This window comes from Vibrio parahaemolyticus (assembly GCF_900460535.1).
Taxonomy (GTDB): Bacteria; Pseudomonadota; Gammaproteobacteria; order Enterobacterales; family Vibrionaceae; genus Vibrio; species Vibrio parahaemolyticus.
In genome coordinates, this window is the sequence record NZ_UHIL01000001.1 from 412,589 (window position 1) to 426,060 (window position 13,472).

Genomic DNA, 13,472 nt, shown 5'->3' on the forward strand with positions numbered 1-13,472 from the left:
ACAGCATTGGAAATTATTCAATATTCTGGATCTGTTCGCGCCTTTGCTCGATCAGAACTTTCAGTTCTACGCCCGAAGCAGTGATGTCGGTGCTGATCGATTTAGAAGCGAGCGTGTTTGACTCACGGTCGGCTGTCTTGTTTATAAGGAAAGGCGATTCGCTGAACCTGAGGTGTACTGTACAATATGGTCGATTATGTGATCTTAGTAGCTACTTTAATTGTTTTGTTATTCAGGGCTACAAGTTGGCGGTGTGGCTAATGGAAATGGCTAGCGGCTTTGCCCTGAGCGTACTATTTTTGTCAGAAATTGTGCCTTGACTCAGAGAGAGTGAACGGAGTAAGGATTATCCAACCTTGGAGTCAGCCGTTGAATAAAAAGTGATGACGTAATCAGACAACGATTTGTCGCTTTCCCCTAAGCGCTTGGAGGCCGGTGCGAGTGACTTGCTCTACAGTTTGGATTATAGATTTTTTGGGATTGCGTTCTCCGGTCATGATGAATATTTTCAATTATATAATTATCAACTGCTTATTGTATTGTGGCCTTACCAGTTCTAGCAAACTAAAATGATATGACGTACTATTGCGCAACATATTTAAAAAGAACGCTGTCCGATCATGTACAACCTAGTTAGAAGTAGATATTTAGTCACTACAGTATTTCTTGTGGCTTTTATGTTTTGCCTCAATCTGGCTTTTCCTCTCATCTCAGATGACTTTTGCCACCTTCTTTCATCCGGAAATATCGAGGCGGTAATTCACTCTTATACATCATGGAATGCCAGAACGGGGGAGTTACTATCTGTTTTCTTAACAGGTTTAACAGGATCGTCTTTCGCAGTCGTCAATTCATTTGTATTCGCAATCATTATTGGCACTATATTTCCACTTCTGTTTGCTCGCCAGGGAAATACAAAAGATGACAGTTTGTTTATTATCACCTTCTTCACTCTACTGTCATTATCCACCGTATTTGGCGCTGTGTTTTTATGGCGTGCTGGGGCGATGAATTATGCTTGGTCACTGGCCTTGTGTTTACTTCATTTTGTTGTTTATCGATACCATTATGCCGGGGCTACTAGCTGGTACGAACGTGCTAACCCACTAGTGGTGGTGCTATTTTGTCTTCTAAGTTTTGCTGCCGGTATGAGCAGTTTTGATTTGGGGGCTCTAGGTTGTTTAATTCATGTGACAATCATGTTCTATCGAAAAACAACACATCAATCGAGTAAAATACGCTTCACCGTCCCAGCACTTTTTTATATAACAGGCTTTTTAGCCCTTTATATCGCACCTGGTACGGCTATCCGATCTCAAGGATTTGATGATTACGTTTCTTTAGGTCAACTGGTTACTTGGCTTTACACCTTAGAGCTGCCAACATTTGCTTCTCACTACCTGAATGCTCTTGGTAAGTCGATGAACCAAACGAATTACTTTGTTACACTGGCCTCTATTACTAGTACTTATTTTGTGTTTAAGTTGCAGTCTCAACACCGTTTTATGCCTATTACTTCAAAGCAATGGATATTTGGCTATATTGGCGTATTAGTGCTCTTATTGGGGATGCTATTTTCTAATAAAACCCGACCACCAGGAGATACTTTCGGTGGAGCAATTCTATTTGCTAACTTTCTGATTTCCGGTATTGCTTTAGTATTTCTTTTAAAAACAAAGATCAGTATTAAGCATCATTCTGCAGCAATCATGCTTATTTTCCTTCACTGTATTCTTATTATTGATGTTTCTTCTTATAGTGTTGGTGTAATTCCTACGCGTAGAGCATATTTTACTGCTTGTGTAATATGTGCGCTTATGTTGTCAATTTTTGCTCAAGTAATGTGGAAACCACAAATAAGAGCGTATGTAATCATTCCGTTATTCTTCTTAAGTATTAGCTTAATTACTTTTCAAACAATTGGCTTACGTATAACAGAATATGCGCTTGTTACTAAGCCAGTATCAGTCCTTTCAAGTCAGGATAAGATGCTTATTAGTCAAGAGTACAAGTTGATGAAATCAAAGAGATTTTATGATTGGGGTACATTGTCTCCTGATGACAATAATTTCGCCAATCGCTGTTTTGCTCAATATCAAGAAATCGAGAGTGTGACTCAATTACAGTCGACTCAATACGTTTCGTTTAAAGACTATATTCAATATCTAATCAAATTGCAGAAAACACCATAACTATAATGTTCACCCGTTACGCATTAGTCGGTTTTGTGAATACCGGCGTTCACTTTATTAGCTTTTTTTTTCTGATAGCTTTGGGTTATGTCCAAAGCATCAGCAATTTGGTTGCATTTAGCATTGCTGTATCTTGCTCTTACTTGCTCAACGCCAAATTCACATTTAAAGCTCAATATAAACCAGCTGAGTATGCTGTTTACGTACTGTTTATGGGCTTTTTAAGCTACTTAATCGGCTCTTTTGGCGATTACTTGATGTTGCCATCACTTATTTCATTGATTACCTTCTCTGCCTTGAGTTTAGTTATTGGCTATAGGTTTTCTAAGTTTCTTTTTAAAAAGGAAAAATGATGCTTATTTCTCTTGTTGTCCCTGTTTTTAATGAGCAAGAAACTATTGAAACGTTTTATCATGCAGCCAGAAATGACTGCTTTCTCAAAACAAAAAATGTTGAAATTATCTTTGTTAATGATGGCAGCGCAGACAAAACGGCTCAATTGATTGAAGAACTGGTAGCACAAGATACCAATGTCCGGTTAATCAACTTCTCTCGTAACTTCGGAAAGGAGCCAGCGCTATTCTGTGGCTTAGTACATAGTCGCGGAGACATTGTCATTCCGATGGATGTTGATCTTCAGGATCCCATTGAACTGATTGAAACCATGTATCACAAGTGGGAAGCCGGAGCGAAGATGGTTTTAGCCAAAAGAGGCGATAGAAGTCGGGATCACTGGCTGAAACGAGTCACAGCCAACTATTTTTACAAGGTGCATAATGCGCTTTCTCATTCAAAGATTGAGGAAAATGTTGGTGATTTTCGTCTAATGGATAGATGTATTGTAGATATCATCACCAGCCTGCAAGAAAAAAACCTATTTATGAAAGGGCTTCTTTCATGGCCTGGGTTTGATCCTGTGATAGTGGAATACAAAAGACCAGAGAGAAGTGCCGGAACAACAAAATTTAATACCTTCAAATTATTAAATCTAGCGATAGAAGGAATTACTAATTTTAGTACGTCACCATTAAAATTGGCAAGCTACGTTGGGTTTGGTATTTCATTTCTATCATTCCTATATGGAATTTCTATTATCATTCAAAAGCTTCTATTTAGTCTTGATGTCCCAGGTTATGCATCACTGATCACGGTAATGGTTTTTCTCGGAGGGGTTCAATTGATTACTATCGGTATTCTTGGTGAATACGTAGGGCGCATTTATACGGAAGTAAAAGCAAGACCTCAATATGTGATCGAGTCTATTCATGAGGCTACACAAGAGGAGATCTTACCGAACTCTTCTTCTGATGACTCTAAATCTGTTAGGTAATATATCAAGCTCAACTTCATCCAAAACAAATTGATGGGAAAAGACTAAGGCATCGCTCTAAAACCGTGATCAATTTTAGTTGACCACTACAACTCGACGTATTAAGTGCAGTAACTGTGGCATTAAAACAGAACAGTAATCTTGGTTGGAGCCTTATGCTCGTATCATTAATCGCTTGCGAAGCTATATCGAACAGTTGCTGCCTCTTTTGCCAATTAAGCATATCGCCCAAATGACAGGAGTTCATTGGCACATAATCAAAGAGACAGACAAGCGTCGAATTCAACAAGTTGTACCACAAGTTAAATGAGTCCCCAAAAGCCCCTATTTACAGGGGCTGTTAAGATTAAGTTAGCTCAAAGATACTCAAAAACCTTTATTCAATATTCTGGATCTGCTCGCGCATTTGTTCGATCAGAACTTTCAGTTCAACGCCCGACGCAGTGATGTCGGTGCTGATCGATTTAGAAGCGAGCGTGTTTGACTCACGGTTGAATTCTTGCATCATGAAATCCAGACGACGACCGACTGCGCCACCTTTTTTCAGGATGTTGGTCGTTTCTTTCACGTGAGAATCCAGACGATCTAGCTCTTCTGCAACGTCTGACTTTTGCGCTAGCAAGATAAGCTCTTGTTCTACACGAGAAGCATCCAGTTCAATTTTCGCATCTTCAAATTTTGAGAATAGACGTTCACGTTGCCATTCTAGGATTTCAGGCATGCGAGCACGAACTTTCACCACTTCTGCGGTAATCGCGTCTAGGCGTTGTTCGATCAGCGCTTTCATGTTGTCGCCTTCACGGCCACGCGCTTCAATAAATTCACTAATTGCTTCATCAAATGCAGCAAGCAGCTCTTTGTTGACCTCATCCATGTTTTGCTCAGGAGTTTCCATCACACCAGGCCATTGCATGACTTGAAATGGATTGATGCGGCTAAGCTCACCAGTCATGTGCATAACTTGTTCAGCAGCTTTAATCACTTGGGTTGCCAACGCTTCATTGATGCTAAGCTCGGCTTTTGCTGCAGGGTTCGCTTCGAAACGAAGGCTACATTCCACTTTTCCTCGCGCTAGACGTTTACGAAAACGCTCGCGTAGAACTGGTTCTAAAGCTCGGAATTGTTCTGGCATGCGGAAATAGGTTTCTAGGTAACGCTGGTTTACACTGCGGATTTCCCATACCGCTGAGCCCCAGTCGCCTTTTACTTCTTTGCGCGCATACGCAGTCATACTGTAAATCATCGAATTTTCCTGTCTTCATTTTTTGAAAATTACCTAGAGAGTGTATCACGGAGCGGCAAGAGGTGCGCGGGATGTCTTACATCTGTGTCTCGCAAATATGCTCCCAGGAAATGTTTAGAGGGAGTGAAGCTGTGACCTAGGAATCCGAAATCGATTCCGCTATAATCTTCGCCCAACCAAATCGTCTTCTCCTCATTATTTAAGGTAGATGCCCATGCGTCCAAACGATCGCAAGGCGGACCAAGTTCGCCCAATCAAAATTACTCGTAACTACACGGCTTACGCTGAAGGTTCAGTGTTAGTTGAGTTCGGTAACACCAAAGTGTTGTGTAATGCGACCGTCGAAGAATCAGTGCCACGTTGGTTAAAAGGCCAAGGTAAAGGCTGGGTGACCGCTGAATACGGCATGCTACCTCGTGCGACTCACTCGCGTACTCGCCGTGAAGCGGCAAACGGTAAGCAGGGTGGCCGTACAATGGAAATCCAACGCCTTATCGCGCGTAGCCTACGTGCAGTTGTCGATTTGCAAGCAATGGGTGAATTCATGATCACGGTTGACTGTGATGTAATTCAAGCTGACGGCGGCACACGTACCGCATCAATCAGTGGTGCAAGCGTTGCAATGGCGGATGCATTCCAACACCTTGTCGATAGCGGCAAGCTAAAAGCAAACCCAATGAAAGGCCACGTAGCGGCAGTATCAGTTGGTTTGCTTGGTGACGAAGTGCTGTGTGACCTTGAGTACGTTGAAGATTCAGCAGCAGACACCGACATGAACGTTGTAATGACAGAAGAAGGCAAGATGATTGAGATTCAGGGCACCGCAGAAGGTGAACCGTTCAGTCATGAACAGCTGATGGCATTACTCGAATCGGCGAAAGTCGGCATTACGGAAATCGTCGCGGCGCAGAAGGCGGCGTTAGCCAATTGATTTAGATAGCTCCCATTATGGGGGCTATTTTTTTATCTCGGGAATAGAGAATTGAATGATTGCCGAGAAGAGATAAAAGAAACCAAGGAAATAGAGAGAAAATAATGAAAGCATACCAGCGTGAATTTATTGAGTTTGCACTTGAGAAAGAAGTTCTTAAGTTTGGTGAGTTTACTTTGAAATCTGGCCGTAAAAGCCCGTACTTCTTTAACGCTGGTCTTTTCAATACAGGCCGTGATCTAGCGCGTCTTGGTCGTTTTTACGCGGCAGCACTTGCGGATTCTGGTATCGAATTCGATGTTCTATTCGGCCCTGCGTACAAAGGTATCCCAATCGCGACTACAACAGCAGTAGCACTTGCGGATCACCACGATATCGACACGCCTTACTGCTTCAACCGTAAAGAAGCAAAAAATCACGGCGAAGGCGGTAATCTAGTAGGTTCTGCTTTAGAAGGTCGTATCATGCTGGTGGATGACGTAATTACAGCGGGTACCGCGATTCGTGAATCGATGGAAATCATCAAGGCGAATGGTGCAGATCTGGCTGGCGTATTAGTGGCTATCGACCGCCAAGAGAAAGGCAAAGGCGAACTTTCTGCGATTCAGGAAGTTGAGCGCGACTTCGGTTGTGCGGTGATTTCTATCGTGAGTTTGGGTGACCTAATCACTTACCTTGAAGAAAAAGGTAACGCGATCGAGCATCTTGAAGCGGTGAAAGCATACCGCGCGGAATACGGCATCTAATTTCCCACTTTTTCAATTCAATAAAAAAGGTATCCAATCGGATACCTTTTCTTTTGCGATTTATTTGTAGCGAATGCCTTTGGGCTCGTTTTCATCTTGCATGGTTTTGTAGCGTTTGTGCAGCCACATCCATTGCTCAGGTGCTCGCAAAATCACTTCTTCCACGTACTTGTTCATGTAAGCCGCTGCAGCCACTTCATCTTTTTGTGGGTAATCGGCTTCAATGCACTTATCAGCGATGATTTCGTATTTGCCTTCGTCATTGCGGAAACCAGAACCTGGAATGATCGCGCATTTTGAGGTGTAGGCTAAAATGCTGGTGCCGGTTGTTGTACAAGCGTCATCAATGGCAAAAAACGGCACGAAGACCGATTTATTGCGGCCGTAATCGTGGTCAGGTAAGTAGAACAAACGCTCGCCGCTGCGCAGTACACGAATCATCTTTTTCACATCCTTGCGATCAATCAGTTTGTTGCCGTTGTGCGTGCGTCCCCAATATTGGATGAAGTTGTACGCTGGGTTGTTGTGAGGACGAAATGCGCCGTAACCCGCAACACCTAAAACAGCAAAAGCTCGCGCGGTAATTTCTAAGTTAAGAGCGTGCACACAACACAACAATACGCCTCTCCCTTCCGCGCCTTTTTCTTTTAGAGCGTGGATGTCTTTCTCGACAATGAGCGTTTTGAAGCGCCATGTAGGCCAAAACCATGTAATACCGGTTTCGATCAGTGCCATCCCGGTATTCTTGAAGTTTTCTTCCACGATATGTTGCACTTCTTCTGGCGTTTTCGTGGGGAATGCCAGCTCAAGGTTGCGCTTCGCGATATGCACGCGCTTTTTGCCATAGCGCATGCCTAGCTTGCCAAGTGAGCGCCCCAAAGACAGTAATAGGCGATAAGGAAGAATATTGACGATGATAGCCAGTAGACCAAACCCAAGCCAAACTCCCCAGTTACGAGGATGGAGAAGGGAAAGAGAAAACTCGGGCTGCGTGTATTTGTCTTTACTCATAATCTCTACTTAATTTGTGCACTGAGTAGTGCCCAATACTCGTCAAAGTTTGCAGTAGGTTGGTACTTGAAATCGCTGCGCACAAAACGGTTCAGGCTGCCTTCAACTTGCCCAAGAATTTGCGCAGCAAGAATACGCTCTTCTACAGGGAAAGATTTACCTTCACGAATTTTACGCTCACGCAGAATCTGACGTAGTTGGGTTTCGATACGTTCAAACAGCTGGTTGATGCGTTCACGTAGACGTTCGTTTTCAAACATTAAAGCATGACCAGACAGAATACGTGTCAAGCCAGGGTTACGTTCTGAAAATGCAAGAATCAGGTGCATTACCATACGAATACGCTCTAGTGTATCTTTCTCGTCATCTAAAATGCGGTTGATGCGAGTCATCAAGGCTTCTTCGATGAACTCAATCAAACCTTCAAACATGCGAGCTTTACTTGGGAAATGACGGTACAACGCGGCTTCGGAGACGCCGACTTGTTTTGCCAATTTTGCCGTAGTAATGCGTGAAGCGCCTTCTGCAGATTCAAGCATTTGTGCTAATGCTTGCAAGATCTCTTCACGACGATTGGATTTTTTACTGCCGGCCATTAGTTACTTCCTTTCAAAATACAAAGTTGAGCGGAGGGGATTATAAGATGCTAAGCCGCATCACACTAGACTGCTGAGGGCTGAATGGGAGATTTAACACCCTCAGTTGTCATGTTTAGACTAAATTTGTGCCAGTTCTTAATTAGAAAATAAGTGCGAATTACATCAATTCACGCATTTTCTCGAGGATTTTGAAGCTCAGGGCTTCTTTTGACTCTAGAGCTAATGCAAGCTCACCATCAGGCCAAAATAGGGTGATGGCGTTGTCATTACTATTGAAGCCTTGGCCTTCGACTGACACATCGTTAGCGCAGATCATATTGAGGTTTTTCTTCGCTAACTTTCCTCGGGCATAAGTTTCGACATCGTTGGTTTCTGCTGCAAAACCTACCGTAAATGGGCGCTTATCAGTCAGTGCTGCGACGGACGCTACAATATCAGGGTTTTTCACCATTTTGATGGTCATCTGATCGTTGTCTGCTGTCTTTTTCAACTTTTGAGACGCAATGGCCTCTGGTCGATAATCCGCTACTGCTGCGCAGCTGATGAACGCGTCGTGACTGATGGCTTGAGCCATCACGGCCTCATACATTTCTTGTGCGCTAGACACGTTAATGCGCTCCACTCCCATCGGTGTGCTCAGGTTGACAGGGCCGCTCACTAGCGTGACTTTTGCGCCTAACTGCGCGGCAGCGTTTGCTAGTGCATACCCCATTTTCCCGGAGCTGTGGTTCGTAATGTAACGCACTGGGTCGATGGCTTCTCGCGTTGGGCCTGCTGAGATCAGAATGGACTTGCCTTCCAAGACTTTAGGTTGGAAAAACTGCTCACACAGATGCACCAATTGCATTGGTTCAAGCATTCGACCCGGACCAACATCACCACAGGCTTGTTCACCTGCTGCTGGACCCCAAATGTGCATACCGCGGCGAGCTAAAGTCGCAATGTTCTCTTGCGTCGCGATGTTGCGATACATCTGCTGATTCATTGCTGGAGATACCGCAACAGGCGAATCCGTTGCCAACACTAACGTCGTCAATAAATCATTGCCCATGCCAGCTGACATACGAGCAATGAGGTCTGCCGTAGCAGGAGCAAGCAGCACTAAATCCGCCCATTTAGCTAACTCGATGTGACCCATTGACGCTTCAGCCGCCGGATCGAGCAAGCTATCGGATACTGGTCGTCCTGAGACGGCCTGCATGGTTAACGGAGTAATAAACTCTTTTGCAGCTTTCGTCATGACGACTTGAACTTGTGCCCCTCTCTCTATTAGGCGACGGGTTAGCTCCGCACATTTATACGCGGCAATACCGCCACTGATGCCGAGTAGAATTTTCTTTCCTGCTAGTGTTTGCATGTGAGATCTCCAATTTTTCTGGCAGCGAGTTTAGCATAACGGACTGTTTCAGCACCCAAGCAAATCAAATCCACATCAAACTCCGCGGCATTAGTTACGCAAGTGGAGAAAAAACTCCCGCCTATCTCACAGACAATTTGAGCTGATTTTGCAAGATTGAAAAGAAAAAAGAGGTGGTACAAACATGGTGTTGAAAAGTCGAAACAAATTGCTGCTGATAACCTTAATTCCTCTGTTGTTGATCACGACATTGATCTCTGTGGTGTATTACATCAACAGCAGTAAGAGTTTGGAGGCGGAGCTCGTCCGAGACAGACAGGAGCTGATTGATGCGCGTAAGAAAGAGCTAAAAGCCTACATGATGATGGGTGTAACGGCGATTAAGCCGCTGTATGACTCTGACGTTAATGGCAGTAATAAACAAGCGGCGAAAGAAATCTTAAAAGCGATGCGCTTTGAAAGTGATGGGTACTTTTTCGCGTATGATTCTCAGGGCATCAATACCTTACATGCCATCAAACCGTCGCTGGAAGGTAAAAATCTGTATGACCTTAAAGATGAAAATGGCGTTGCGGTGATTGCTGGATTAATTGATGCGTCGCAAAAAGGCGATGGCTTTTTGTATTTTTCTTGGCACAAACCAACCATCAACGCTCAGGCACCGAAATTGGGTTACGCCGAGTATCTACAAAAATGGGACTGGGTGCTTGGTACCGGGATCTACATTGATGACATCGACCAACAAGTTGCCATGCAGCGTCAATTGCGCACGCAAGAGTTAAATCAACACACTTTATCTGCGGTGACAATCTCGGTGATTGGCCTGATTATTACCAGCATCTTAACCAGTATTGCTGTCTCGAAAGGCATTAAACCACTTCAGCACGTCGCCGATTCTCTCAAAGATGTTGCTGCGGGTGGCGGTGACTTAACTGCGCGTCTAAAAGTGGAAAGTAAAGACGAAGTTGGCGAAGTCGCGGCTGCCTTTAATGAATTTATGGATAAACTTCACCCACTGATGCAGGACATTCATCGATCTGCTTCTGCCGTTCAAACAGTTTCTGAAGAACTGAATGATCAAACGCGCACAGCGAGCGGTCAAATGCAGAGTCACTGTTTGGAAACGGATAAAGTGGTGACAGCCGTAACAGAGATGAGCATGACGGCAAAAGAAGTCGCGAGCAATACAAATGCCACTGCGCAGGCCATTGACGATGCGAACGATCAGGTGACCGAAGCCCAGCGAGAGGTTGAACAAGCGATTCAAGGCATTACTGAGTTGGTTACAGAGATCAACAGCACATCGGATGCTATCTCTGAGTTGAGTCAGCAAACGGAGCAGATTACCAAAGTATTGGATGTGATTGGCGAGATTGCTGAGCAGACCAACTTATTGGCGCTCAATGCGGCAATTGAAGCCGCGCGAGCGGGCGAGCAAGGGCGTGGATTTGCAGTGGTGGCCGATGAAGTGCGTTCACTAGCGAGCCGTACGCAAAATAGCACTCATGAAATTGGCGATATGCTTAAACAGCTACAAAGTGGTGTATCTCGAGCCGTCACGACCATGTCCGCCAGTCAAGAACGCGGCGTGAAAACGGCTGAAGAGTCGGCACTGATTCAACAGTCTTTGTCTGGTGTCCACCATTCTATTGGTACAATTCGCGATATGGGAATTCAAACCGCATCAGCGGCAGAAGAACAAAGTGCGGTGGCGGAAGACATCAACCAGAACTTGGTGGCGATTCAACAGATCGTTAACAACATCAATGACACTTTGCAATACGCAGAAACGATCAGCACTCAGTTGTCACAATCCGGCACGGAAATTCACGATCTGGTCGGCAACTTTAAACTCTGATGAACCATTAAATTGCACATAAAATCAGTGTGGAACGAAGAAAGCGAAAGTCACCCTCGACTTTCGCTTTCTGTTTTGTGGAATAGGGATTCTTACCTTCAAAGAGAGTTCCGATGATACTCAAAGCTTTGCCAAATGAGTCGATGCCACGAGAGAAACTTCTGCAACGTGGGCCGCAGGCGTTAACTGATGCCGAATTACTGGCGATATTTCTCCGTACGGGCACGCAAGGCATGAACGTGATTGAGTTGGCCGATTTCCTTATTCAAGATTTTGGTTCGCTTAGGCAGCTGTTCTCTGCTTCAGAACAAGAGTTTTGTCAGCATAAAGGGTTAGGGCAGGCCAAATATGTGCAATTGCAAGCGGTGTTAGAAATGACTCAGCGATATTTGGCGGAAACCCTCAAGCGTGGCGACGCCTTAACCAGCCCTGAGCAAACTAAATTATATCTCTCCTCTATATTAAGAGACCGCCAAAGAGAGGCTTTTTACATTCTTTTCCTCGATAACCAACACCGAGTAATAAAAGATGAGATTTTATTCGAAGGAACCTTGGATGCCGCATCAGTTTACCCTAGAGAAGTAGTAAAAAGAGCCCTGCACCACAACGCGGCTGCTTTGATTTTGGCGCATAACCACCCGTCCGGTGTCGCTGAGCCAAGCCAGGCAGACCGCAGGATTACAAGGCGATTAATTGATGCGTTGGCGCTGGTGGATATTCGCATTTTGGACCATTTCGTTATTGGCGATGGGGAAAGTGTCTCTTTTGCTGAAAGAGGATGGATATAACTGTGCGTTTTTTAGGTTGTTAGTTGCTAAAAATCTGCTATCATCCTCGCCACTAAATTTTTAACTGAATTCAGCTTGGACTGCTAGAAAAAACCTGCTGTCTAAAAAAAGATCACGAAAACCTGTAAAAAGGATCTGTTCGGGTCTTGAGCAATGCATATCAAGTTAGTATAATGCGCGACCTTTGATAGCCTTGTATGGATTTTCCATAGCGGTTCTTAACCTCTAACTTCTTTTCGAGAGATAGAGAGGTTCGGCCACCAAGGTTGATATCGAGCTGAAACGATTTTGGAGAAGACATTCATGTCACGAGTATGCCAAGTAACTGGTAAGCGTCCAGTAACGGGTAACAACCGTTCACACGCACGAAATGCTACTAAGCGTCGTTTTCTGCCGAACCTACAAACTCATCGTTTCTGGGTAGAGAGCGAAAAACGTTTTGTTAAACTACGCCTTACTGCAAAAGGTATGCGCATCATCGACAAGAAAGGTATCGATACTGTTCTTGCTGATATCCGTGCACGTGGCGAAAACGTTTAAGAGGAAATAGGCAATGGCAAAGAAAGGCGTTCGTGAGAAAATCCGTCTAGTATCTTCAGCAGGTACAGGCCACTTCTACACAACTGATAAGAACAAGCGTAACATGCCAGGCAAATTTGAGATCAAGAAATTTGATCCAGTTGTACGCCAGCACGTTATGTACAAAGAAGCTAAAATCAAATAATTGATTTTGTCTCTTTGACGATTTGAAAAACCCAACTTTCGAGTTGGGTTTTTTATTATCTGAAATCCTCACTATTCCTTCAAATCTACCTTCACCATGTTTACATGCCGATGCTCTAGTCAATTCCTGTAACCTTTGCTAGTTTGTCACTAGAACTAAGATAGTAGGAACTGTTATGCGTATTAGTCCGACTCGCCGTCGCCGTTGGAACAATATTCTAATATTGGGCATTATCGCGTTTATCGTGATCTTAAATGCACCGATGTGGATCAAAACGTACTTGTTGTCAGAGAACGTTGATCCTTATCCGCATTTACTTCGAACTGATCATTCGGTTAGCGCTATTTATTCCAATAGTCTTGAATTGGAGTTTCGCGATGGGCGATGGCATGCGAATGCAGATGTTCCTCTCCCTCTATCTGAACTTATTGCTCGCTGGCAAGCGCTCGAAGGTACGGAGTTATCTGCGCAGCAATACGACACTCTTAAAGATAAGTTAGGCACACCAGAAACCATCGAAGTCTGGTATCAAGGCGTCGAAGAACCGCAGCGAATTACTCTTTATCGTCTTCATAATTTTTGGTTGTTCAAGAATTGGCAAAACAAGTGGATCGCGATTTCTGTTGAGAGCAATTACATCATGCCTAAGTGAGAGGTGGTCAATAACCTCGTAGGTAAGCAGTGTTTACGCTT

General features: G+C 44.2%; 14 protein-coding genes and 2 pseudogenes. 11 read left to right on the forward strand and 5 right to left on the reverse strand.

Annotated elements, in window-relative coordinates; genetic code table 11:
* Positions 1-13: 13 nt before the first annotated feature.
* A pseudogene (locus DYB02_RS02150) lies at positions 14-130 on the reverse strand (endoribonuclease YicC domain-containing protein); the annotation flags it as partial.
* Positions 131-620: 490 nt separating this feature from the next.
* Between DYB02_RS02150 and DYB02_RS02155 the strand changes: the two are divergent.
* From DYB02_RS02155 to DYB02_RS02170, 4 genes and pseudogenes are all read left to right on the forward strand, one after another.
* Entirely contained in the window at positions 621-2,192 is a 1,572-nt protein-coding gene (locus DYB02_RS02155) for a DUF6056 family protein (RefSeq protein ID WP_021822591.1), read from the forward strand.
* Positions 2,193-2,197: 5 nt separating this feature from the next.
* The gene (locus DYB02_RS02160) at positions 2,198-2,545 is read left to right on the forward strand and encodes a GtrA family protein (protein ID WP_020839953.1); all 348 of its coding nucleotides are present in this window, start codon (positions 2,198-2,200) and stop codon (positions 2,543-2,545) included.
* A complete protein-coding gene (locus tag DYB02_RS02165; RefSeq protein ID WP_020839954.1) occupies positions 2,545-3,522 on the forward strand; it encodes a glycosyltransferase family 2 protein in 978 nt (325 codons plus the stop codon). The genes DYB02_RS02160 and DYB02_RS02165 overlap by 1 nt, the downstream gene beginning before the upstream one ends.
* A 79-nt stretch (positions 3,523-3,601) precedes the next feature.
* Positions 3,602-3,829, forward strand: a pseudogene (locus tag DYB02_RS02170) (helix-turn-helix domain-containing protein); the annotation flags it as partial.
* A 69-nt stretch (positions 3,830-3,898) separates the two neighbouring features.
* Here DYB02_RS02170 and DYB02_RS02175 read toward each other — a convergent pair.
* The gene (locus DYB02_RS02175) at positions 3,899-4,765 is read right to left on the reverse strand and encodes a YicC/YloC family endoribonuclease (RefSeq protein WP_015296114.1); all 867 of its coding nucleotides are present in this window, start codon (positions 4,763-4,765) and stop codon (positions 3,899-3,901) included.
* 214 nt (positions 4,766-4,979) lie between these two features.
* On the opposite strand from DYB02_RS02175, the gene rph reads away from it, so the two are divergent.
* Both rph and pyrE read left to right on the forward strand, forming a co-directional pair.
* A complete protein-coding gene (gene rph / locus DYB02_RS02180) occupies positions 4,980-5,696 on the forward strand; it encodes a ribonuclease PH (protein WP_005459025.1) in 717 nt (238 codons plus the stop codon).
* A 104-nt stretch (positions 5,697-5,800) separates the two neighbouring features.
* Positions 5,801-6,442, forward strand: coding sequence for an orotate phosphoribosyltransferase (gene pyrE / locus DYB02_RS02185; protein ID WP_023583818.1), 642 nt, complete (start codon positions 5,801-5,803; stop codon positions 6,440-6,442).
* 60 nt (positions 6,443-6,502) lie between these two features.
* Here pyrE and DYB02_RS02190 read toward each other — a convergent pair whose 3' ends face one another.
* The 3 genes from DYB02_RS02190 to coaBC form a co-directional block, all read right to left on the reverse strand.
* Positions 6,503-7,453 (reverse strand): Kdo(2)-lipid IV(A) acyltransferase, encoded by a 951-nt coding sequence (locus DYB02_RS02190; RefSeq protein WP_021453525.1) that lies wholly within the window; start codon positions 7,451-7,453, stop codon positions 6,503-6,505.
* Between the two features lie 5 nt (positions 7,454-7,458).
* Positions 7,459-8,049, reverse strand: coding sequence for a nucleoid occlusion factor SlmA (gene slmA / locus DYB02_RS02195; protein WP_005478760.1), 591 nt, complete (start codon positions 8,047-8,049; stop codon positions 7,459-7,461).
* A 160-nt stretch (positions 8,050-8,209) separates the two neighbouring features.
* Positions 8,210-9,409, reverse strand: coding sequence for a bifunctional phosphopantothenoylcysteine decarboxylase/phosphopantothenate--cysteine ligase CoaBC (coaBC, locus tag DYB02_RS02200; protein ID WP_020839956.1), 1,200 nt, complete (start codon positions 9,407-9,409; stop codon positions 8,210-8,212).
* Between the two features lie 184 nt (positions 9,410-9,593).
* Here coaBC and DYB02_RS02210 point away from each other — a divergent pair, with 184 nt between their 5' ends.
* The 5 genes from DYB02_RS02210 to DYB02_RS02230 all read left to right on the forward strand — a co-directional run bounded on the left by DYB02_RS02210 (position 9,594) and on the right by DYB02_RS02230 (position 13,431).
* Complete coding sequence (locus DYB02_RS02210) at positions 9,594-11,267, forward strand: methyl-accepting chemotaxis protein (protein WP_029805343.1); 1,674 nt, start codon at positions 9,594-9,596, stop codon at positions 11,265-11,267.
* Positions 11,268-11,380: 113 nt separating this feature from the next.
* Positions 11,381-12,055 (forward strand): RadC family protein, encoded by a 675-nt coding sequence (radC, locus tag DYB02_RS02215; RefSeq protein ID WP_005482037.1) that lies wholly within the window; start codon positions 11,381-11,383, stop codon positions 12,053-12,055.
* Positions 12,056-12,358: 303 nt separating this feature from the next.
* The gene (gene rpmB / locus DYB02_RS02220) at positions 12,359-12,595 is read left to right on the forward strand and encodes a 50S ribosomal protein L28 (RefSeq protein ID WP_005467944.1); all 237 of its coding nucleotides are present in this window, start codon (positions 12,359-12,361) and stop codon (positions 12,593-12,595) included.
* Between the two features lie 13 nt (positions 12,596-12,608).
* The gene (gene rpmG / locus DYB02_RS02225; protein ID WP_004410866.1) at positions 12,609-12,779 is read left to right on the forward strand and encodes a 50S ribosomal protein L33; all 171 of its coding nucleotides are present in this window, start codon (positions 12,609-12,611) and stop codon (positions 12,777-12,779) included.
* A gap of 175 nt (positions 12,780-12,954) precedes the next feature.
* A complete protein-coding gene (locus DYB02_RS02230) occupies positions 12,955-13,431 on the forward strand; it encodes a hypothetical protein (RefSeq protein ID WP_029805341.1) in 477 nt (158 codons plus the stop codon).
* Positions 13,432-13,472: the final 41 nt, after the last annotated feature.